Consider the following 23,742-nt stretch of genomic DNA (forward strand, 5'->3'; position numbering starts at 1 on the left):
TATGAAACCGCATTGACGATGCCCATTTCCCTGCCCCAACAAAAAAGTCCGGCCAAAAGGGCCGGACTTTTAACTATTTCTCTATGTGCGATTAAGCTTCGCAGCTGGCACAATCTTTCTTTTGCTTGAATTTTTGTGCCGCATTCATACTGTGTTGGTAGTAAAGCGACTTTAATCCCAACTTCCATGCGGTGACGTGGATCTTATTGATCTCTTTGACCGGCATGTCCGGATGTATGATAATATTAACGGACTGACCTTGGTCAATATGGTTTTGTCGGTTGGCCGCCTGATAGATAATATCCATCTGGTCGATTTCGGAGTAGGTCTTGAATACATCCTTTTCCTCGTCCGTCAAGAAGTCCAAGTGCTGTACCGAACCGTCAAAATCGCGGATACTTCTCCATACTTCAGTGGTGTTCTTTCCTTTTTTCTCTAAAAGCTCTTCCAAATAAGGGTTTCTGATCGTCGTTTTTACCTTGGCGATATCCTTGACGTAGGTATTGGACCAAATGGGTTCGATACCCTGTGATACCTGCCCTAAGATAAATGCCGATGATGTGGTCGGTGCAATGGCGTTCAAGGTAGCATTGCGTCTTCCGTATCCCTTTAAAACTTCCGGCTCCCCGAAACGCTTCGCCAAATCTTCGGAAGCACTGTACGATTTTTCCTTGATTACCCTGAAAATTTCACTGTTCAGGTTATAGGCTTCCTGGCTGTCAAAAGGCAACATTTTCGACTGTAGCAAGGAGTGCCATCCCAAGACGCCCAAGCCTAAGGCACGATTGTCTTTCGCAAAGTTATAGGCGCGCTCCATGAACAGGAAGGTCTGACGGTCTTCACGGCTGTCGGAATCGCGGTAGGCCTCCAATTTCTCACAGAACTCCGTAATTACGGCATCGAGAAAGAAAACCATGGTCTCTACGGCATCCGTGTCCTTCCATTTATCGTAGTGCAATAGGTTGACGGAAGACAACACACATACGAAGGACCAGTTGTCGTTGGACGGCAACATGATTTCCGTACAAAGGTTACTGGCATATATGGGAAGGTCCTTATCCCTATACACATCGGCGGCACCGTTGTTCGCGTTGTCCTTAAAGAAGATATACGGATAGCCCATTTCTCCCCTACGCTGCAATATCTTGGCCCAGATAGAGCGTTTTTTGACATCGCCGTCCACCATTTCCTGCATCCATTCATTGGTTACGGTTACCCCGTGGGTAAGCTCTTGTATCGGGTTACCTTCGGTACCGATTTCCAAGAATTCCTCAATATCCTGATGCTCTACGGGCAAGTAGGGAGAAAAACGCCCACGACGTACAGACCCTTGGCTTACGACATCTACCATCGACTCAAAAAGCTGCATGATGTGAACGGCCCCTGATGCCTGTCCGTTATTCTTTACCTCTGCGCCCCGGTGTCTTATCTTGCCGAAATACCCCGAGGTACCCCCACCTAGCTTGGACATCATACCGACTTCCGACTGGGTAAAGAGAATATTCCCCATATCATCGTCTATGTGCGACCCAAAACAGCTAATGGGCAGTCCTCTTTCCTTTCCGAAATTGGACCATACCGGTGAAGCCAGCGAATAAAACCCCTCACTCATATAACCGTAAAACTTGTCCGAAAATCCGGGGATCTTTAAAATCTGCTCCGCCCTATCGGCAATTTCGCGAATACGTTCCTCTGGGGTAACCCCTTCGGTCAGGTAGCCCGAAGCCAAGAAGTTACGGCTGTGGTCGTTCAACCATTTGAAGCCCTGCTCCTTTTCGTTGGCCAAGTTTTTAAGGGTCTCTTTTCTGGCCTGTACCAGTTGTTCCGTACCCTTCAATACGGTTTCTTTCTGCAGGTTGTTTTCTAGATTTAATTTCGAATCGTTCATTTAAAATAAGTCGTCGCTGGTTATACTTTGTGTTCGTTTACTATAATTGATAGAGCGTTTTACGAAGAAATCGCCATGTTTTGTCCCGATGATCTCGTCATCGAACCATTCGGTCTGGGCCAATAGTTCGTCATCGACCTCGAATACCTTATCGATACCTATGCTGTTCAACGAATCGTTGAACCGTTTTTTGATAAACTCTTTCACCAATACCTTGGGCAAGAAGTCGAGCTCGCCTGCCTCGAATATCCAATCGATGATGTCGCTCTCGGAAGAAAAGGCCTCTTTGCACATATCCTGGATCATGTTGTGGTATTCCGCATCGAACCAATCCGGATTTTCCTCCTTAATGATATTGATGATGTCGATGCCAAAATCGCCGTGGATCTGCTCTTCCTTTGATGTGGCCTCGACCACATTCGAAATGCCCTTCAACATGTTCTTGTACTTGTTGAAGGCCATGATGATCAAGAACTGGGAAAACAGCGATACGTGCTCTATGAACAAAGAGAACAACAAAATGGATTCCGAATATTCCTGGTTGTCCTCGCTCTTGGCATTTTTAAGGGCCGTTTCCAAGTAGTGCACCCTTTTCATGATCACGGGCTTCTTCTTCAAGGTCTTGAACTCCTCGTTCAGCCCCAAGATCTCCAAGAGGTGGGAGTACGCATCGTGGTGCCTTACCTCGCTCTCGGCAAAAGTAGCCCCCACCGAACCTATTTCGGGTTTGGGCATCTTGTGGTAGATATCTCCCCAAAAGCTTTTTACGGCCACCTCTATTTGCGATATGGCCAACATCGTATTTTTGATGGCACTGCGCTCGGTATCGGTCAATCGCGTCCTAAAGTCCTGGATATCACTGGTAAAGTTGAATTCCGTATGGATCCAGTAAGAATGTCTTATGGCAGGGACATATTCGTATAGGGCCGGGTATTCGTACGGTTTCAGGTTGACACGCTTTTCAAAGATGTTCGGCTTTCTTTTTTGTGCCTGTTCGTTACGATACAGTATATAGGCCTTTGCGACGTCGAAAAAACCACCTTCCATCAACTTGTTCTCCACAAAATCCTGCACTTCCTCCACGGTAGGTTTATAGGCGTCATCCTCCTTCTTTCTTTCCAAAAGGGCCGCATACACGTTTTTGGAAATCGATTCCGCTTCCGGTAGTCCCCCGTGTTCCACCGCGGTCATGGCCTTAAGAATTGCATTGGTGATTTTATGTAAATGAAAGGGTTTTGTGGTAAAGTCCCTTTTGATGACTTCCGTAATTTCCATGTTAAAAAAAAGTTAATGACGTTCTTACTAAGAGAGCTGTAAAGGTCCGACACAATAGCTTTCAATCTTCGGTCATCGCCCAAAGTTTTTCAACGCTTTTATCAACAATTCTGGATAACTTCAAAAAAAAATCCAAGCACATATCAAAAAGAAACACCTGCAAAATGCTTGTAATCAATAAATTATACACAACCACATAAAGACATAGATTACACAAAAGAAAGAACGCCGCCTTACCCCTTCCTCAAGAAAATTCTTTTTTAATCCGACGACAGATCGACCTGAAATATTTTAACATTTTATCAACCATAGGCGAAACAAGCCACTTTCTTTACATTGGCATCAACGGCCCGAAGCCCATGCCCGGCTTTCGGCCCGTACTCGAACCTAAATCTGATGATACCCGCCTTTTTGGGGGAGTAAGGAACGGTAAAACCGGCTATCACAAGTCGATAAAAGCGGTACAAGTCTTAATGTATTTTAATATGATTTAGGTCATAGTATTTATTTGGTCGCCCGACTACCTTTATCCCCACAAATTCACAATGACATGAGCACGTTTAGAAACAGGCCCAAAGACGGGTACATTCATGAAGCCGATTGGCAAGACCTTTATTCCCTTACCGAACATTGGCAATCGGATCTGGAATTTTATAGCGATGACCTAAAATTTTTACGCGGTTTGATCGACAGGTTCTTTCTGTATATCTCCAAAAAGGAGAACATAGATAGGGTCCAGGAAATTGAACAGAGCCTACTTGAAATGGACAAGCGAGCTGCGGCCTTGCTCGAAAAAACGAAGAAGCACCTGCATCATTTGGCCGAATTGATCGACAATCCCTTCACCTACGACTCCCATGCCTTTAGAACGGAGCACGAACACTTGGAAGATGAGATACAAACCTTTGTAAAGGACTTTAGGAAGAACCGAAGAGGGGTCTTTAAGGTCACGGAATACACGATCGATGCCGAGGAAACGGTGCGCCGACTTCATTTGACCTCATAGGAAGGGGCCACCCATACCGGATTTAAGATAACCCAAGTTTAAAAACCTACTACAATAATGAAAAAAATTATAATCCCCACCGATTTTTCGGAGAATGCACAAAAGGCCATCGACTATGCCCTTCATCTTTTCAAAAACGAAGTATGTAGGTTTTACATCCTACATGCCTACCACAGCGTACCTTCTTCGGAAAAGACGAAGGGAGACATGCAAGAAGACCTCAACCAACTGGTAAAAAGGCTGCAAGCACAGAATACGGCAAGCGAGCACCGTTTTGAGGGAATTATGGAATCCGATACCGTTCTTGGTTTAACGAGCCGTACCGTAAAAGATACGGGTGCCGATTATATTTTTATGGGAACCAAAGGCTTATCGGCCCTTCGTGAAATCTTTGTGGGCAGTAATACCCTCGACCTGATTAAGTATATAGACAATTGTTCCATTGTGATGGTACCCGTGGCCTACGAATACACCGATCTGAAAAAACTAGTTTTTGCCACCGATTTCAAACATGCCTTTTCCCCTATTGAGCTCCTACCCCTGATCGACATCGCCAAACTATGGAACGCTACCCTGAACGTCGTTCACATAAAGACCGAAGAATCCCTGAGCGAGGAGCAAGAAACGAACAAGGCCATCCTAAGAAATGTTTTAAAGGGAAGCAAGCATTTGTTTTTTGAGATCAAACAACGTGATTCGGTGGCCAATACCCTGATTGAAATCGAAAAGACGAACAAGAGTATGGGCATGATGGCCCTTTTGATGACGGACCATGGTTTCTTTCAAAAATTAGTGAGACCGAACATCATCAAAAGCGTCGCTTTTAAGACCGAGAAGCCCTTGATCGTATTGCCCCAGGTCAAATAACGCCTATACTCGGAAAGATTCGGGACAAGCATACGGAAAGCGCAACCTAAAAAACAATTAAGATGAAAGACTTACAGCGAATACTCAACGAGATCACACAACTCACCACACATATCGAAACCGATTACCCCGAACTCTACCGCTCTTTGGACGAAAACCCCATGACCTTGCCCGTAAGCAAGTATCCGCATATGGACAAAGTGGTCATGCAAGAATACCTCGAAAGCCTAAAGCAGTTGTTGGAGCATTATCTAGACGAACATAAAACACAAAATTCATAAGGGCGGTACAAACGTGGGCCCTACCCGACTTGAAGGGCCACCTGATCGGATCGACAACGGCCTTTGATCCCCAAGGCCCAGAACCACCTGTATAGGTTTTTCCCTTATTCCACGAAGGTATAAACCCTTGGCGAAACGACATCTTAAAAATGATGCGGCCCGTCCTATTTTATGTACCGCAAGAATGTGCAAATTACCCCGGTTTACTGATTTTAATCATATGTCAACTCCGCGGTTTAAAATAGTTTTGAACTGTATTTAGCAATACATCAAGGTTAGTACAAAAACAGTCCACCCCTTAAAGCAATGCGCCATGATCAAAGACTATTCCAAACACTATAACGACCTTACAAGATTGATAAAGGAACTGGGGGCCGACATACCCGAAACCATTGGTAGTTTCAACAAGCTGCACAAGGCCAGTACCGCCGAGGGGGCACTTTCCTCAAAAACAAAGGAACTTATTGCATTGGGCATTGCCATTACGGTACGATGCGATGGTTGTATCGCCTTTCACGTCCACGATGCCATAAAATCGGGCGCCAGCTCCGCAGAGATATTAGAGACCATTAGCGTAGCCGTAATGATGGGCGGTGGACCCGCCCTCATTTACGGTTGTGAGGCCCTGGAGGCGTTGAACCAATTTACGGTATTGGAGTAGTATGGAACAGAAAAGGAACAACGATACACCAAAGGACCAAAAACAAAGATTTCCTTCGGGAGGGTTCAATTACAGTTGGATCTACTTGTTGTTTTTTGGATTTTTACTGGCATTTTCATTTTTTTCAAGTCCGATTTCGGGAGCGAAAGAAGTCAGTTGGACCTTTCTTCAAGATTCCCTTCTGACGCAAAACAAGATTTCAAAAATAATAGTCGTCAATAGGGAGTTTGCCGAGATTTACCTTAAGAAAAGTACCGACGACGCCCAGAATTCCGAAGATACGGCTACCAATCTTTTCAGTACTATTGAAAGCCCCCAATACCGAATGACCATCGGTTCCATAGAGAACTTTGAAAGCAAGTTGGAAAAGGCACAAAGCAACTTTCTTCCATCCGAAAAAATAGATATACGTTACCAAAACCGCACCAATTGGTTCACGGCCCTCTCGTGGATCCTGCCCATAGCCATCTTGATCTTGTTCTGGCTCTATATGTTCAAACGAATGGGAAATGGCGGGGGCATGGGCGGTTCCATGATGAATATCGGCAAGTCTACCGCCAAGTTGGTGGACAAGGGTACTACAAGTGCCGTTACCTTCGATGATGTAGCAGGTTTAAAGGAAGCCAAGACCGAGGTTATGGAGGTCGTCGATTTTCTAAAACATCCGGAGACCTACACCAAATTGGGTGCCAAAATACCAAAAGGGGTCATGCTCGTAGGCCCTCCGGGCACGGGAAAGACCCTGATCGCCAAGGCCGTGGCCGGCGAAGCACAGGTGCCTTTCTTTACCATGTCGGGATCCGAATTTGTTGAAATGTTCGTAGGTGTCGGTGCCTCAAGGGTACGCGACCTGTTCAAACGTGCCAAAGAAAAGACGCCCAGTATCGTCTTTATCGATGAAATAGATGCCATAGGCCGCTCCCGTGGCAAGGGCAACTCATTCCAGACCAACGACGAACGCGAAAGCACCTTAAACCAGCTGTTGACCGAATTGGATGGTTTTGGTCCCAATACGGGCGTTATCGTATTGGCCGCCACCAACCGGCCCGATATATTGGACAAAGCCCTTTTAAGACCCGGTAGGTTCGACCGCCATATTTACCTCGAACTGCCTACCAAGGAAGAGCGCGAAGAAATATTCAAGGTCCACCTCAAGCCCCTTAAACTTGCCAAGGATGTAGATGTTACGGCCTTGGCCAAGTTGAGTCCCGGTTTTTCAGGGGCCGATATCGCCAACATCTGTAACGAAGCGGCCTTGATAGCGGCCCGAAAGAAAAAAGACCTTGTACATTTTCGTGATTTTATGGCGGCCCGGGACCGTATCGTGGGAGGCATGGAGCGGAAGAGCAAAATCATATCCCAAAAGGAAAAAGAAACCGTCGCCCATCATGAAGCCGGACATGCCGTGGTAAGCTGGTACCTGAAAAATGTCGATTCATTGGTTAAGGTCTCCATTATTCCACGGGGCAAATCGCTCGGTGCCGCCTGGTATTTGCCCGAAGAAAGGCAAATTGTGACCAAATCACAGTTTATGGACCAAATGTGTGCTTCGCTGGGCGGGCGGGCCGCAGAGGAAATCGTATTTAACGAGATTTCTTCCGGAGCCTTGGACGACCTTGAGAAAACGACCAAGCAGGCCTACGCCATGGTATCGTACTACGGACTGAACAAAAAGGTTGGCCCGCTTAGTTTTTATGACTCTTCGGGACAAAACGACCGGATCATAGGCAAGCCCTACAGCGAATCTATGGCCCAGTTGATCGATACCCAAGTACAGGCTACCATTAACGGGGCTTATGAAAGGACCAAGGCGCTGTTGCAAGAACACAGGGAAGAACTGGAAGAGCTGGCCCAACATCTATTGCAACATGAAGTGGCCGAAAAAGAAGATTTGGAAAGGATTTTGGGAAAACGAGGGACACATACGACCGAGAAAAACAACAAGCATGACGACCCCCAATTATCCATCATCAACAACGAAGTATAGTTTCGCCCGTTCATCGGGCACCGGGCAATAAAATTAATAGTAACCCTAATAAATAGTCATATTATGGAAACAACGGTTATCAACAATTCCGATTTACATTTTGAGCATAAACTATGGGAGTCTGAACTTGCTTTTTGGAACGATGAACTCAAGTCTTTTAAAAACAGGTTAAGCGAACTCGTGACACGGTGGACCGACAAGGAGGTTCTCGCCCAATTGGAGCGTTTCCAAAACCAGTTTATGATCCATGGCAATGTCATCGCTGAAATACAGGAAACCATCAACAAGCACGAAATGAACATTTCGCGGCACAGCGAATCTATGGATGTTCCCATGGTAAAAACCCATACGGATATTCGTGAAAAAATGGAGACCCAAAGACAGATTTATGCCGACCTGAAGAAGGATTTCTTTCAGTTTCTGTCCAAATACATGTAACGACACCCTCGCCTATGGCCGCATTTAAGATTCCGAAGCAAAAAGAGATCAAAAGGTATGCAACCGTGTTCAACGTCCTCGCCAAATATGGTTTTGAGGACGTTTTGGTAAATAGCGGCATCGCCAAGATGATTCCGAAAAGTTACTTGGGCGGGCATCCGGATACTAAAAAGAACCTTTCCCTATCTACCTACGAACGCATTCGTATGGTGCTCGAAGAACTGGGTCCGAGCTATGTAAAACTGGGGCAAATCTTTAGCAACAGGGAAGACATGCTTCCCCCCGAACTCGTAAAGGAACTTGAAAAGTTGCAAGACCATGCCCCCAACCTAAAAAACTTTGATGTGCAAAAGGCCATCGAGACGGAACTGAACAGAGCCCCGTCCGATTGTTTTCTGTCCATCGAGCCCGAACCCTTGGCCGCAGCCTCCTTGGCACAGGTACACCGGGCACGATTGTTAAATGGGGATGACGTAGTGCTCAAGATCCAACGTCCCAACATCGAAGAAGTCATCGAAAGTGACCTGATGATCATGAAACAGGTAGCCAAGGCCCTCGAGAAACACAGCACACAGGCCCAAGCCTTTCAACCCGTACGCATCATCGACTCCTTTGAGCAAAGCATCGGCGAAGAACTTCAGTTTTTGCGGGAAATGGACAATACGGAAAAATTCGCCAAGAACTTTGAGGGCAACGAAATGATCCATGTCCCCAAGGTTTACCGACAGTTTTCTACGAACCGCCTGATCTGTATGGAATATATCGATGGCATCAAAGTATCGGAAACCGATCGCCTCAAGGCCGCCAACATTTCCCCTTCTGCCGTGGCCAAAGTGGGGGTAGACCTATATCTGGAGCAAATTCTGGAACATGGCTTCTTTCATGCCGATCCGCACCCGGGAAACATTTTTGTGCTTCCCGACGAGGCCCAGATCTGTTTTTTGGATTTCGGGATGATGGGTACCGTACTGCCGAGCGACAAAGAGGCCCTGGGCGACCTCCTACTCCATTTTATGCGCAAGGATGTCAAAAAAACAATCCATTTGCTTGAGAAAATTGCCGTAAAAACGGATATCCCCGATCAAAAAAAATTGGAGCAAGACCTATACGGGCTGATTGAGGGCGTTAGCAACACGGCCATTCAAAACATAAAAGTGGGCCCTATACTCAATCGCTTCAAAACCGTACTGTACGAGAACAGAATTATTCTGCCCCACTATATGTATATGTTGATCAGGGGCATTATAATCATAGAAGGCGTAGGAAGAAGACTGGATCCGGAATTCAACATAACAGCGAACCTAGAGCCCTATACCTCAAAGATTATCAGTAAAAGATTCAGCCTGAAACGGCTGTTCAAAAAGAACCTTAACCGGCTTCAGGACTTTAATAATCTGGTGGACACCCTGCCCGAAGACATTAACAGCATCCTTAAAAAAATAAAGGACGGCAAGCTGGTCGTGGTACACGAGCACAAGGGACTCAAAGAGTTTCATAACGCCACGAGCAAATCGGTCAACCGCTTGGTATTTGCCGTTATCATCGCGGCCCTGTCCATTGGATCATCGATCTTGGTCATGGCCCAGATGCCGCCCTTGATCAACGGTATTCCCTTATTGGGCGCCATCGGTTTTGTATTGTCGGCCATCTTGGGGTTTTACATTGTAATATCCATTTTTAGAAACGATCAATTTTAGAAATCATTTACCATTAACCCGGCGAGCAGATGATAAATTTCGAAGGCATCAACGATCTTAACGATAGTTATATTCTCGGCATACTTATAAGTATGGGCATAGGTTTGATCATCGGCCTTGAGAGGGAATACGACCGGTTAAAGGGCCAAGGATTTGCCGGCATCCGCACCTTTCCGATCGTAGCCATTTTAGGATTTACCTTGGAAAACCTAACGGATAAATTTACCGTTTGGTTGTTGATAATCGGTTTGGCCGCCTTTATCCTTTTTTTGGCCCTTAACCCCAGTTACCAAAAACAAGAGGAATATGGCCAGGGCCTCACCACCAACCTGGCCCTGATCGCCACTTTTGTCTTGGGAGCTATGGTTTCGGCAGAATATTACAGGGATGCCGTTGCCACATCGGTGATCATTGTTACCCTACTTTCGTTGAAGACCAGGTTCCGCTCCGTGATCAGCAACATCACCTCTGAGGAGCTTTTTGCCTTTATCAAGTTTTCGATCATTGCACTTTTGATATTGCCCTTTCTTCCAAATAAGAACTACGGTCCCAATGACCTGCTGAACCCGTTCGAGATCGGCTCCATAGTGGTGATCGTTTCCTTTTTGAACTTCATAGGCTATTTTTTGGTCAAGTACGTCGGCTCCAAGCGGGGCATTTTGTTGACCGCCGTTCTTGGTGGCCTCATCTCCAGTACCGCCGTGGCCTGGAGCTATGCCTCCCGAAGCGAGGAATCGCCCGAACTATCAAAAAAATATGCCGCCGGTATCGTTATGGCCTCGGCCATTATGTTCCCCAGATTGGCCCTTTTGGTATATATTTTCAATAGTTCCCTTTTAACCTATTTGGCGCTTCCCTTTTCGCTACTGACCCTAATTTGTTTGGTGGTATCCCTGATCTTGATCCAAAGGGACTCGAAAGAAACGGACACCAACATAAAGATCGGAAACCCTTTGAACATATTGAGTGCCCTAGGTTTTGGGGCCATTTATATCGTTATTCTGTTTGCCGTTTTCTACAGCAACCAATTTTTTGGCGAAAGCGGATTGTACTACTCGGCCCTTATTTCCGGATTGGCCGATACGGATGCCATTACCATAAGCATGGCCAAATTTTCCCTGGATCCCGAAAAACTAAAAACGGCCTCATCGGTCATCATTGCCGCCGTTTTGAGCAACATGCTCGTAAAACTGGGTATCAGTGTTTTCAAAGGTTCCAAAACTACCGGAAAGTTTGTAGGATATTCCTTTGGTGCCATTATCGTGGTCGGTGTTTTGTTCATCCTTATAAACCATGTGTAAGACCAAGACCGGTTACACGTTGCTCCCTTTGCCTATAAACCAAGGTGCCCTTGCATCAAATCGGGAAGGCATCGCAATAAATGGGTAAGGCCTTTTACGGGCAAAGTAGCCCAAACCTTAAATTCTTCCTAAAAAAAGGTTTCCTGACGTATGTCATGCTAATTCCTTTGCGACCGGAATACCTTTATATCGTAATCTTTAAAACAGTAAAAAATGAAGACACCCAACATCGGAATTCCAGCAGAAAACAGACAAGCCATTGCCGATCAATTGGCCAAGATCTTGGCCGACGAATTTGTGCTCTATTCCAAAACCCTGAATTTTCACTGGAACGTTGAAGGTCCTGATTTTCATACCGTCCACGTTTATTTAGAGACCCTCTACAATGAGCAACAGGAGATTGTCGACACCCTTGCCGAAAAAATACGCGCGATAGGCCATTATGTGCCCGCAACCTTAAAACAATATTTGGAATTAACGCATCTTACCGAAAAGACAAAAGGCAAGAACGACAGCCAAAGCCTATTTGCCGAACTGTTGGCAGACCATGAGAGCATTATTATTTTCTTAAGGGAAGAAATTAAGCCCATTGCGGATAAATGGCAAGCCGAAGGCATCACCGATTATATTACCGGACTGATGGAACAACACGAGAAAACCGCTTGGATGCTACGCTCGCATCTACAATAAAATGATTCATCACCCCTCCTTACAGCGATTAGAAAGACAAGGAGGAACAATTAAAAAGCTTCGACATGAACTATAAAAATGTTACCATCGCCGGAAGCGGTGTTTTAGGCTATCAGATTGCCTTTCAAACCGCGTTTCACGGATTTAATGTAACCGTTTACGATATTAACGACGATGTTCTGGAAAAGGCGAAGGCCAAATTTGACACCCTTTCAAAGGCCTATAAAAACGATCTAAACGCCACACAGGAGCAAATCGCCAAAACAGGTCAAAACTTAAGTTACACCTCCGATTTGGCAGAAGCGGTCAAAAATGCCGACCTGCTTATCGAAGCCGTACCCGAAAATCCGGCCATAAAAACGGATTTTTATAAAAAATTGGCCAAGGTGGCTCCCGAAAAAACCGTATTCGCCACAAACTCCTCTACCCTATTACCGAGTCAATTTGCGGAAGCTACGGGCAGGCCTTCAAAATTTTTGGCCTTGCATTTCGCCAATACCATATGGCTTCACAATACCGCGGAAATTATGGGGCATGCAACGACCGACCCCAAGGTTTTTGAGGACGTTGTAGAATTTGCCAAAGCCATCGGTATGCTTCCCCTGCCCCTGCACAAAGAGCAGCCCGGGTATATCCTAAACTCGTTGTTGGTGCCCTTGTTAAGTGCCGCCACCCGTTTATTGGTCACCGAAGTGGCCGATCCCCAAACCATAGACAAAACCTGGATGAAGGCAACGGGAGCCCCCGTGGGGCCTTTCGGTATTCTCGATGTGGTAGGTATTACGACCGCTTATAACATTGATAAAATGGCCGCGGAAAAAACCCAGGACAAGATAAAACTAAAAACGGTAAAATACCTAAAAGAAAACTATATCGATAAAAATAAACTAGGTGTTTCTACAGGCGAGGGATTTTACAAATACCCGAACCCGGCTTATAAGGACCCCGGTTTTTTACAGTAAGCGGAAGCCATTGTAAAATAGGGAAACAAGAACTGGTCCTGTTTTTTAACACGGACACTTGGTATGAAAGAGCTTGGCATAGCCTATGCACATCATTCAGCTCAAAAACTTTGAAATAATAGAAACATGGCAACAATTTTAGAATCGGCCCAAAGAGCCATAAAAAATTGGTGGATATCCATCTTAATCGGGCTACTGTACATCGTTGCAGGGGTATGGGTCATGCGAACCCCTTTGGAAAGCTATATATCGCTGAGTATTCTCTTTAGCGCCTTCATTTTTGTATCCGGAATATTCCAAATCGTATTTTCCATTTCCAATAAAAACCAAATGACGGATTGGGGCTGGTACCTAGCCGGAGGTATCCTAGACTTGATTATCGGCATTTTGCTCCTGGCCCATCCTTTGATGACCATGGCCATCTTACCGCTTTATGTAGGTTTTTGGCTGCTGTTCCAAAGCATATTGTCGATAGGCCTGTCCTTTCAATTAAAATCGGCGGGAATACCCCAATGGGGCTGGTTGTTGTTTTGGAGCATCACAACCCTGTTGTTTTCCTTTTTGCTCTTGGCTAATCCGTTGTTTGCCGGTCTCAGTATTGTATATATGACGGCCTTTGCCCTTATAACCGCCGGAATTTTCAGGATTTTCCTGGGTATCAACCTTAAGAAACTGGGCAACATCTTTTAGGCCGATCAAGAAATATAAAAGTGGGGAAGCCAAACCGTGTTCGAACACCAAGGAAAATGAACCAGGTTGGGGGCTGCCCTTTCCTGGAACGGCCGGTAAGCGTTCCATCCCCAATACAAATGGATCCTTGCGAAATCTTGATCAATGATAATTGGCAATAGCATCGTCTCCGGGAAAATAGGGTTGCGCATTTTTATGCTTTTGTTTGTCGTGGTATGGTCCAATTCCCTAATTGGAACGACAGATGTTTACAATTGGCTCATCGAAAATACCCTGACGGTCGTTTCCTTACTTTTTTTGATATTTTCGTTTAAGAGATACAGGTTCAGCAACTTTAGTTATTTGCTGATCTGTATTTTTTTATGCCTACACGTATATGGTTCAAAATACTCCTATGCCGAAAACACCTTTGGATTTTGGCTGCAGGATTTTTTGGCTTCCCGAAGAAACCCGTACGACAGATTGGTACATTTCTGCTTCGGTTTTTTACTCTATTACCCCTTGCAGGAATGCTTCTCACAATGGTTGAAATTCCCCAAACGTTTGGCCTTCGTACTGCCCATCATGGTATGCCTTTCGGTCAGTGGCCTATATGAAATCATCGAATGGTTGGTGGCCGATGTCTTCTTTGTGGAACAAGGGATTTCCTATTTGGGTACCCAAGGCGATGTTTGGGACGCCCAAAAGGATATGGCCATGGCCTTTCTTGGTGCGGTTTCGGCCTTTTCCGTTTTTCACGCCCTTTATCGATACCCCTACAAAACTTAGAAAGCAAAGGGTGCCGAAAGCCTAATTCGGGTTTTGCCTTCCTGCTACGGGCACCCCGACCACAGTGAAACCATAGCCTTTTTTAAAAATACATGAATCCCATTCCTTGGCCGCCCCAAAGGCTGTCCAGACTACTTGTCGGAGGCGTACCTATTGAAGAAACTAAGCTCGATACTTTTTTTGGCCGTGTCCAAGAGCCTACGTACCTGATCTAAGCTCTCGTTTCGGATCACGGCGATTTCCTCTAGGGAAAATTCGTATTCGGTCGCCAGTTCAAAAACCGTCCGCATGGGCAAGGGCAGGTTGTGCAATACCATTTTCGTGTGTTTTGCCATCTCCTCTTCGCCTAGTTCCCGGTCCAGTTTGTCTTGAAGCTTCTGTTTGTTGTTTTCAATAAAAGCACGGTTCAGCACATAGTCGTTCTTGGGATAGGAGCTATCGTCGAGTTCCTCGATCATCACTAGGTCGCCATCGCCATCGGTACTGAATTTTTCTTCCATGGCATCCCATTCGGCCTTTGAGTAGTCGTCGATGTTCTTTAAGAAATAATCATCGAATTCCTCGTCCACAATGGTTTCCTCCAAAAGCTCGTCCGCTTTTTTGAACAGCCAAGGATGCAATTCGTTTTCATTCGTCACCTCATCGAAATGGTCGTAGGCTTCGATAAAAAGTTGATCGATAAAATCATCGGTCTTGTATTTCCCATGGGGCAGGTTGCCCTTGGTCAAGGCCGTGCCAATTCTACTGGAGATGTAGCGCCGTACCTGATGCAGCGTTTTCAGCAACAAGTCGTTGAATGCCGATTTGTCGTTTTCTTTTTTTAACCGCTTTAAATCGACAAAGGTACTGGCTACAAATACATTGAATCCCTTTTTGCTTTCGTAATATTTTAGCGTTTCCATCCTTACTGTTTTTAAATATCATATACCCAAAATTGCAGACTAGTGGGCAGTAATACTATGACCAAGATCAGTAAGCGAAATAATATCCGGGTGTTTTGAACCCGTCCTTCAAGGCGGCTTGGATACCGAACTAACCTTGGGAGGTTGTGACAAGACCCTTGCCCAAGTGCTTGACGGCCTGTGCGGCCACCAAGCCCCCCAAGGCGAACAGTACGACCAAACCCAATTGCACTGCCGACAATGGCATAAGGTTGAGTGCCTTTGCAGCAGTCGGGATAAGGACGATTCCGAAGGCAATCAACAAGGAGAGGACGATGGCGCCCCATACCCAGGGATTGACCGTGACTTCGTTTTTAAAAAAAGATTCCCTGCTTTTGGGCATATTGAAAACGTTGAGCAGTTGGGCCAATACCAAGGTATAGAAGGCCATATTGTTCGTAATTTGGGCCGAAAGCCCCAAACTGTAATGGGAATATACCACCATACCAAGTACCGCGGCACTGATGCAAAGACCGTAGGCAAGGGTTTCGTACCAGTCCGAACGGCCCAAAATGGGTTCCTTTGGTTTTTTGGGCGGCTGCCTCATAATGTCCTTTTCCCCCTTTCCCAGCCCCAGGGCCAAGGCCGGAAAGATATCGGTGACCAAATTCAGGAACAAGATCTGTAAGGGCAGCAAGGGGGAAGTAAGATCAAACAGGGCCGCCACGGCGACCGACACGATCTCCGCCAGATTACATGATAAAAGGTATACCACGAATTGACGGATATTCTGAAAGATGACCCTACCTTGCCGAATGGCCAGTTCTATGGCGGTGAACTTATCGTTCTTTAAAATAACATCGGCCGCTTCGCGGGCGGCTTCGGTACCGCGTATGCCCATGGCAATGCCGATATCCGCTTTTTTGAGGGCGGGTACGTCGTTGATACCATCGCCGATCATGCCCACGATATGGTTGTTCCTTTGATAGAATTTGACCAAGTTCAGTTTCTGCTCTGGGGTTACCCTGGCAAAGACTACGGCTTCCCGCAATTTGGAGCCCTTATCGGTCTGGAAGTCCCCTTTTACAAGGTCTATGCCCCGCAATACGGCCATGGGGGAGGCTCCGTCTTGTACCAGGCCCACTTCTTCCGCAATTTTTTTGGCGGTTCCCGGATGGTCTCCGGTCGCCATGACCACTTTTATACCCGCTTTTTTATAAATGGCGATGGTCGTTTTTACATCTTCCCTAGCAGGATCGATAAAGCCCACTACCCCCAAGAAGGTAAGTTGTTGAAGTAGGGTTTCCCTTTTGGGCATTTCCTTCACCCTTTTATGGGCGAACGCCAGGGTACGCAAGCCTTGGAAGGCCAAACGATCTACCTTTTCCTCCCATTCGCCCTTATTGTTGAATGCCGCAGTTCCATCGGACCCCATAATGCTATCGCAACGGCCGACAAGGTTCTCATAAGCTCCCTTAACATAGACATCGAAGTATTCACTGTCTCTATGGGCCGTTGCCATAAGCTTTCGTTCGGCATCGAAAGGGAGCTCGAGTATTTCGGGGTTGTTCTTTTTAAGGGTAGCCACCCCATATTCCATATATTCCGCAAATTCCACTAGGGCCAGCTCTATGGAATCGCCCCGTTTTTGCTTCGCCTTGAAATCCACATTGTTACAGAGTATGCCGGTCCTCATCATTTCTTCGAAAACCCTGTTTCCCTTGAGGCCCTTGAGCAAGGTCTCGTCGGCTTGGTACACATCCGGTATAAATGTCTCCCCGAAAACTAGCGCATGTACCTTCATCCTGTCCTCGGTGAGGGTCCCGGTCTTATCCGTGCAGATTACCGTGGTGGCCCCCAAGGTCTGAACCGCTTCCATTTTCTTGATCACCACCTTTTTTTGGGCCAGTTTGAGCATACCTTGGGCCAAGGCCACCGTTGCCACTATCGGCAAGCCTTCGGGTATGGCCGCTACCGCAAGCGCCACACCCGTTTCGATCATCAACAGGAGGTCTTTGCCCCTAATCGCGCCAATAAGCACAATTAAGGCCGCAAGGAACAAGACCAAGCCAATAAGCGCCCTGCTCAGGCGGTTCAGTTTTTTCTCCAGGGGCGTGCTCTCCTTTTGGGCATCGATACCCATTTGCTGTATATGTCCCAATTGGGTGTCCTTACCTGTTGCCGTAACGATGGCGCTGCACGATCCGGCCACCACGACCGTTCCCCTGAACACCATATTGCCCTGGTCGGAAATTGGGGTTCCGTCGGCCACCACATCCGTGAACTTGGCAACGGGAATACTCTCCCCGGTAAGGGCGGATTCTTTTACGGTAAGGTTATCGACTTGGATCAAGCGGGCATCTGCGGGGACCACGTCGCCCGGCCCCAACAGAATGAGATCTCCGGGGACCAGTTCCGAAGCCGCGATGGCCATCTGATGGCCGCCCCTTACCACCACGACCGTGGTTTGGCCCATTTTTCGAAGGGCCTCCAGCGAACGCACCGCCTGCAACTCCATAAAAAAACCGATGGATACGGAAATCACGATAACGACGAGGATGGCAAAGCCTTCCAAGGGATCGTTGAACATAAAGGCCAGCAAGGCGGCCACCGCCAAGATGTAAATGATGGGATCCAATACTTGGTCGGCCAGGATGCGCCATCGTTTTTTGGGGGCCTGCCCCGGAACCTCATTGGGGCCATAAGATTCAAGACGTCGCCGTACCTTGTCTTCGTCCAAGCCCATTTCTTTGTTACTGCCCAGGCTTGCAATTGTTTCTTCTACGGAAATAGCAAAGGGATTTCGGAGCATTTGTAACGTTTTTAGGAATCCGGACAAGCGATCAAGCCCTTCAAAGGAACTGGGATTCCCCCGCTGCCCGAAGTGCCTTTTTCTACATGTACCGGAGACATGGCTTTGTCATTTTTGAACACTTTACGCGGGTAAAATTAAAAAGAGTATGCAGTACAATTGATGACCTAGGTCATGATGGCCTCCCTTGACGGGCCGAAAGTTGAATTTGTCCCAAGCTCCACGAAGCTGCCTTTATGGGTTCTAAAACAAAACGTCCCTCCCATTCGTACCAGATCTATGGAATTTTCGATTGAGGCCCCTAAATAGTAAGAAAGCCATCCAATCATATCAGCCCTTCCTTTGCAGCATCACAAATAGCTATAAAACAATAACTTAAAAAAGACCGACACATTCTTTAGTTAAGGTAAAAGAGAACATCGCACAACAATAAAATAAGAATATTTAAGTATGTTCATACATTTAAACATATAATTTATATATTAGCGATTTGTAAAAGTAAAATTCGACAAACAATGCAAAGGAACACCAGTCAATATTTAATGCCTGCTGAAAAAAAATCCGTCAAAAATGTATCCTACGACCTCTATCCTGCTTTCCCCCTTGCGCAAGATAAAATCAACTTGGGCTATGATGGTCTAGCGGATGTAATCGCCAAGGAAAAGGTGATATTGCTAGACGGTTATATTGGCGTTGACTGGGAAGAGGTAAGCACCTCGTTAAAAGACCGATTAAGGGCCAAAGGGCTATCGGTACAGGTTTTGAACATTCAAGACTGCTTAAAAAATGAAGGTGAAATCGAAAAAATGACGGCGCCTTTCTTAAAAGATTCCCATTCCATCTTTGGCTATAAAACCACCCTTTCACTTACCGACTTCTTTGATAAGGATAAACTTGCCGGGGTATGCCGCGATAACAACTTCGACCTTACCCTTATCTACGGTACCGGGGCGGCCCAAGCCCAGATCAAAGGAATGCTGGTGTATTTCGATTTGCCGAAAAACGAAATCCAATACAGAATGCGGGCAGGTTCGGTTACCAATTTTGGTGCTACCACTGCCAAGGCCCCTAAACAAATATACAAGCAATTTTATTTTGTCGATTGGGTCGTGCTGAACAAGGAAAAGAAACGGTTACTTCCTGAAATCTCGATTGTGGTCGATCAACAAAGGCCTTTAAATCCTACTTGGACCACTGGAATCGCCCTAAGACAAAGCCTCTCAAAAATGGCCAAAAGCTATTTTAGGGTACGCCCTTGGTTCGAACCAGGGGTTTGGGGCGGCCAATGGATAAAAGAGCGATTTACGGACCTCAACCCCGACGTACCCAATTACGCGTGGTCTTTTGAAATGATCGTTCCCGAAAATGGAATCGTCTTTGAAAGTAATGGAAGGTTATTGGAAGTATCCTTCGATATGCTCATGTTTCAAGAATCTGAAAACGTATTGGGAAAGGCCGCTAAACGATTTCAAGATGAATTCCCGATTCGGTTCGATTTTTTGGATACGTTCGACGGAGGAAACCTATCGGTGCAATGCCACCCCAAGCCCGACTACATAAAAAAGGAGTTCGGCGAAAACTTCACCCAAGATGAAACCTACTACATCATGGACGCCGGTGAAAATGCAGAGGTATATCTAGGCTTTCAGGAGGATATCGACCCACAGGAATTCCGACATGCACTGGAGCACAGCTTTAAGAGCAAAGAAGTTCTCGATGTTGAAAAATATGTACAAAAACTTCCGGCCAAAAAACACGATTTGTTTTTAATACCCAACGGCACCGTTCACTGTTCAGGTATTAACAACATGGTTCTAGAGATCAGTGCCACCCCATACATTTTCACCTTCAAAATGTACGATTGGCAGCGACTGGATCTAGATGGTCAGCCACGTCCCTTGAACATAGAACATGCCTTTAACAATCTAAATTTTGAAAGAAAAGGTGCAAACGTACGTGAAACCCTCGTTTCAAAACCTCATATAGAAAGTAGCGGCAAAGATTGGAAAAAGGTTCATTTGCCTACCCATCAAGAACATTTCTACGATATCTATCGCTACGAATTCGACACTGAAATTGAAATAGACACAAACGGGCAATGCCATATTTTAATGCTGGTAGAAGGCACTTCGATCAATCTAGTACCCGATAATAAATGTGCCCCACAAATGTTCAGGTACGCAGAAACCTTTGCCGTGCCCGCAGCGGCAAAAAGTTATAGACTGGTAAATAATGGCGATACAACAGCAAAGGTCATTGTTTCATTTGTAAAGGACGAAGCCTGTTAAAATTAACGATATGAACAAAAACTCAATACTACCGATACTTGTTACGCTAACTACATTGTTTGCGTGTTACTCACAAAATTCGACTGTTTGGCAAATTGGCAAGGCCGACAATAGCAGTTCCGAATTCGCCTTGGCAGCAGGAGACTACCAAAAATTCCTCGAAAACGACTTTGGTTGGGAAGACCGCTATTACTTAATCGGAAGTTCCCATGAGAAAACGGATTTTCCCTTTGTATTGCCCGGTGCCTACGACTATTGGGGTGGTACCTCCGGATTGGCAGGTATACGTCCGCACGAGATCAATATCTTGTTCGGTATCACATCAAAACCCCGTTCGGGTAATTACCATCTAATCGTAGATGTTCTCGATTGCAATCCGGAGACCCCACCCTACCTTAAAATTTCGGTCAATGGCAAATCCTGGAAATTTAAACTTGAAAACGGGCGTAATGCGAAAGCCCTTGAGGGCGAGGTTGCAAATACCAAAGAACAAAAAATAAGCATTCCGATTGCCCCCGACCTAATAAAAAAAGGTGGAAACCACATTCAATTGACCATTTTAGAAGGGAGTTGGTTGGTTTTTGACCAGATTCGTCTAGAAGGGCCCAAAGAAGTGGATTTGTTAAAACCTACCACTGCCTTTATTAGGGACGTTTCCCCTGCACGATATGAAGTAAAGGAACAAGGCATTCGGTCACAACCCTTATTGCTTGACGTTCAACACCTGCAAGGCAGCCCCAAGATAAGGGTAACCATAGACGGTACATCTGTTTTCGAAGAGGTTGTAGAGCATGGCAGAAACATCTACGAAGTACCCATGCCCGCGGTAAACCGTCGAAAACAAAGCGGTTACTCCATCTATCTCGACGGGAAAATAGTCGAAAAGGGAGAGGTCGAAAGAAGTCCACAAAAGCTCAATACGCTTTCAGACTATGTCGACACAAAGATAGGCACGGGACATTCCAGATGGATGATAGCCCCAGGCCCCTGGATGCCTTTCGGAATGGTAAAAATAAGTCCGGATAACCAAAAATCAGGTTGGCAAGCAGGATACCAACCTTCTTTTGAAAGTGTGGGCACTTTTAGCCATATCCACGAATGGACCATGGCCGGTTTGGGGACCTTCCCCACCAATGGCCCCTTGATTACGGAAGTCGGAGATCCCGGGGACCCCGATTCGGGTTACCGTTCACGTGTTGACAAAAACACAGAACAAGCCCCGCTGGGTTATTATTCGGTTTTCTTGAGCGATTATAAGATAAAAGCGGAGCTTACCGCCACGACCCGTGCCAGTTTTCAACGCTATACCTACCCTAAAGACAAACCCAACTCCAGAATACTTGTAGACCTACAAATACCATCGGAATACAGCTATCAAATCGAAAAAGCCCATTTCAAAAAAGTAAGCGACTATAAAATAGAAGGCTATAGCAAACAAATATCGCCCTCTGTATGGGGCGAAGGCTATTATAGAAAGCAATTTATAGAAGACGGCGACAAGCCCAAGGAATGGGATGATATCGCACAGGAATACACCGTTCATTTTGTAATGGAATTTGATCGGCCCATAAAAGATTTCGGGATTTGGGTAAACGGAGACCAGAAAGGGGAGCACGATACGGCGATTTCAAAAAACACCGAACTAACGGTTGAAAACCCCGAGGATGTGGTTGCCTTTGTTGAATTTGACACCAATAACAACCAAACGGTACAAACGCGAACGGGCATTTCGTATGTAAGCATCGAAAATGCGGCCCTCAACTTAGAAAGGGAAATAACCCAACCTTTCGGTTGGAGTTTTGATAAAGTAGGGGACAACCAAGAAAAGGCCTGGAACAGTTTGTTCAAAAGAGTTTTGATCACATCGAACGACCGGCTGGAGAAAACCAGGTTTTATACCAACATGTACCGTGCCTTGGTAAGCAGAAATATTTTTAGCGATTTCGATGGCCGATGGGTCGATGCCGAAGAGAACGTTCAAAAAATACAAGACCCCAATGGAGTAGCCTTGGGCTGCGATGCCTTCTGGAACACCTTTTGGAACCTAAATCAATTTTGGAATTTGGTAACCCCCGATTGGTCCTCAAAATGGGTGAATTCGCAATTGGCCATGTACGATGCCAATGGTTGGCTGGCCAAAGGACCGGCAGGCATGGAATATATTCCGGTTATGGTGGCAGAACACGAAATCCCACTGATTGTCAGCGCATTTCAAATGGGGGTCGGCAATATCAACGCCGAAAAAGCATTCGAAGCCGTTTATAAAATGCAGACCACCGAGGGGCAAAAGGTAGGCAATGGTTATGCGGGAAACAGGGATTTACTTCCTTATTTAAAATACAATTACGTACCCTACAACAAAGGACGCTTTTCAAATACATTGGAATACTCCTTTGACGACTTTGCCGTTTCGCAACTGGCAAAGGCCTTAGGCAAGGACAAGGAATACAAGGAATTCATCAAAAGGGGGTATTGGTGGAAAAATGCCATCAATCCCGATAACGGTTTTGCCCATCTCCGACATTCCGACGGAACTTGGTTCCCCGATTTTGACCCTATCAAAACAGCGGGCAACTTTCAATACGTCGAAGGCAATGCATGGCAATTAACATTCTTCGTCCCACAAGATGTACCCGCACTTGCTGCCATAGTCGGCGAAGAAGAATTTGCAAAACGCTTGGACAACGGTTTTAAGACAAGTAGCCCATGGAGGTACAATGCACCCAACGAGCTGTACTGGGATTTTCCGGTAACACAGGGCAACCAACAATCCATGCACTTTTCATTTCTCTTCAATTGGGTAAAAAAACCGTGGCTAACACAAAAGTGGAGCAGGGATATCATCAATCGTTATTACGGTTATGGCATATCAAATGCTTATTTGGGCGATGAAGACCAAGGCCAAATGAGCGCATGGTTCATAATGGCCTCCTTAGGACTTTTTCAAACGGACGGCGGAGTTCGCGTAGACCCCATTTATGAGATAGGAAGTCCCCTTTTTGAAAAGATCGAAATAGATTTAGGAAACTTGTACGAAAGAGGAAAAACCTTTGTAATCGAAGCAAAAAATACGTCTTTCAACAATAAGTATGTGCAAAGCGCAACCCTGAACGGGAAGAAATTGGAGAATTTCTGGTTTCCTAGCAGTGAATTGTTAAAAGGAGGAAAACTAGAATTGGAAATGGGACCCGAGCCCAATAAAAAATGGGGAACAAAAGTATTACCTCCATCACCATCAAACTAAAGACAA

At 45.9% G+C, this 23,742-nt stretch carries 18 protein-coding genes; 14 read left to right on the top strand and 4 right to left on the bottom strand.

All coding sequences use genetic code 11. The features are described from left to right. Positions 1–91: 91 nt before the first annotated feature. Together BUB37_RS09005 and BUB37_RS09010 are read right to left on the bottom strand one after the other, a co-directional pair. The gene (locus tag BUB37_RS09005) at positions 92–1,888 is read right to left on the bottom strand and encodes a ribonucleoside-diphosphate reductase subunit alpha (RefSeq protein ID WP_094766625.1); all 1,797 of its coding nucleotides are present in this window, start codon (positions 1,886–1,888) and stop codon (positions 92–94) included. Continuing rightward, positions 1,889–3,163: a ribonucleotide-diphosphate reductase subunit beta gene (locus tag BUB37_RS09010; RefSeq protein ID WP_072992020.1), complete on the bottom strand. Its 1,275-nt coding sequence runs from the start codon at positions 3,161–3,163 to the stop codon at positions 1,889–1,891. Between the two features lie 550 nt (positions 3,164–3,713). Here BUB37_RS09010 and BUB37_RS09015 point away from each other — a divergent pair. The 12 genes from BUB37_RS09015 to BUB37_RS09070 all read left to right on the top strand — a co-directional run bounded on the left by BUB37_RS09015 (position 3,714) and on the right by BUB37_RS09070 (position 14,511). Continuing rightward, entirely contained in the window at positions 3,714–4,169 is a 456-nt protein-coding gene (locus tag BUB37_RS09015) for a hypothetical protein (protein ID WP_072992024.1), read from the top strand. Positions 4,170–4,226: 57 nt separating this feature from the next. Next, on the top strand, positions 4,227–5,036 hold the full coding sequence (locus BUB37_RS09020; RefSeq protein ID WP_072992028.1) for a universal stress protein: 810 nt from the start codon (positions 4,227–4,229) through the stop codon (positions 5,034–5,036). A gap of 62 nt (positions 5,037–5,098) precedes the next feature. Further along, the gene (locus BUB37_RS09025; protein ID WP_072992031.1) at positions 5,099–5,317 is read left to right on the top strand and encodes a hypothetical protein; all 219 of its coding nucleotides are present in this window, start codon (positions 5,099–5,101) and stop codon (positions 5,315–5,317) included. A gap of 313 nt (positions 5,318–5,630) precedes the next feature. Beyond that, on the top strand, positions 5,631–5,978 hold the full coding sequence (locus BUB37_RS09030; RefSeq protein ID WP_072992035.1) for a carboxymuconolactone decarboxylase family protein: 348 nt from the start codon (positions 5,631–5,633) through the stop codon (positions 5,976–5,978). A gap of 1 nt (position 5,979) precedes the next feature. After that, positions 5,980–7,965, top strand: a complete 1,986-nt coding sequence (gene ftsH / locus BUB37_RS09035; protein WP_072992038.1) for an ATP-dependent zinc metalloprotease FtsH — start codon at positions 5,980–5,982, stop codon at positions 7,963–7,965. A gap of 63 nt (positions 7,966–8,028) precedes the next feature. Further along, a complete protein-coding gene (locus BUB37_RS09040; protein ID WP_072992041.1) occupies positions 8,029–8,403 on the top strand; it encodes a hypothetical protein in 375 nt (124 codons plus the stop codon). A 14-nt stretch (positions 8,404–8,417) separates the two neighbouring features. Beyond that, complete coding sequence (locus BUB37_RS09045) at positions 8,418–10,100, top strand: ABC1 kinase family protein (RefSeq protein ID WP_072992044.1); 1,683 nt, start codon at positions 8,418–8,420, stop codon at positions 10,098–10,100. Between the two features lie 29 nt (positions 10,101–10,129). Then, a complete protein-coding gene (locus BUB37_RS09050; protein WP_072992047.1) occupies positions 10,130–11,401 on the top strand; it encodes an MgtC/SapB family protein in 1,272 nt (423 codons plus the stop codon). A gap of 213 nt (positions 11,402–11,614) precedes the next feature. Continuing rightward, entirely contained in the window at positions 11,615–12,091 is a 477-nt protein-coding gene (locus tag BUB37_RS09055) for a Dps family protein (RefSeq protein ID WP_072992050.1), read from the top strand. Between the two features lie 65 nt (positions 12,092–12,156). Next, a complete protein-coding gene (locus tag BUB37_RS09060; protein WP_072992054.1) occupies positions 12,157–13,053 on the top strand; it encodes a 3-hydroxyacyl-CoA dehydrogenase in 897 nt (298 codons plus the stop codon). Between the two features lie 126 nt (positions 13,054–13,179). Then, positions 13,180–13,743 carry an HdeD family acid-resistance protein gene (locus BUB37_RS09065; RefSeq protein WP_072992057.1) on the top strand — a complete coding sequence of 188 codons (564 nt, stop codon included), beginning with the start codon at positions 13,180–13,182 and terminating at the stop codon, positions 13,741–13,743. 144 nt (positions 13,744–13,887) lie between these two features. Further along, positions 13,888–14,511, top strand: a complete 624-nt coding sequence (locus tag BUB37_RS09070) for a DUF2238 domain-containing protein (protein WP_072992060.1) — start codon at positions 13,888–13,890, stop codon at positions 14,509–14,511. A gap of 131 nt (positions 14,512–14,642) precedes the next feature. On the opposite strand, the gene BUB37_RS09075 is transcribed toward BUB37_RS09070, so the two are convergent. Together BUB37_RS09075 and BUB37_RS09080 are read right to left on the bottom strand one after the other, a co-directional pair. Beyond that, entirely contained in the window at positions 14,643–15,413 is a 771-nt protein-coding gene (locus BUB37_RS09075; RefSeq protein ID WP_072992064.1) for an RNA polymerase sigma factor, read from the bottom strand. 130 nt (positions 15,414–15,543) lie between these two features. Further along, the gene (locus BUB37_RS09080) at positions 15,544–18,204 is read right to left on the bottom strand and encodes a cation-translocating P-type ATPase (RefSeq protein ID WP_072992067.1); all 2,661 of its coding nucleotides are present in this window, start codon (positions 18,202–18,204) and stop codon (positions 15,544–15,546) included. Between the two features lie 515 nt (positions 18,205–18,719). Between BUB37_RS09080 and BUB37_RS09085 the strand changes: the two genes are divergently transcribed. Together BUB37_RS09085 and BUB37_RS09090 are read left to right on the top strand one after the other, a co-directional pair. Then, positions 18,720–20,492, top strand: a complete 1,773-nt coding sequence (locus BUB37_RS09085) for a class I mannose-6-phosphate isomerase (RefSeq protein ID WP_072992070.1) — start codon at positions 18,720–18,722, stop codon at positions 20,490–20,492. A gap of 10 nt (positions 20,493–20,502) precedes the next feature. Continuing rightward, complete coding sequence (locus tag BUB37_RS09090; RefSeq protein ID WP_072992073.1) at positions 20,503–23,736, top strand: GH92 family glycosyl hydrolase; 3,234 nt, start codon at positions 20,503–20,505, stop codon at positions 23,734–23,736. Positions 23,737–23,742 lie beyond the last annotated feature (6 nt).

The sequence above is a fragment of the Pseudozobellia thermophila genome (genome assembly GCF_900141855.1).
Taxonomy (GTDB): domain Bacteria; phylum Bacteroidota; class Bacteroidia; order Flavobacteriales; family Flavobacteriaceae; genus Pseudozobellia; species Pseudozobellia thermophila.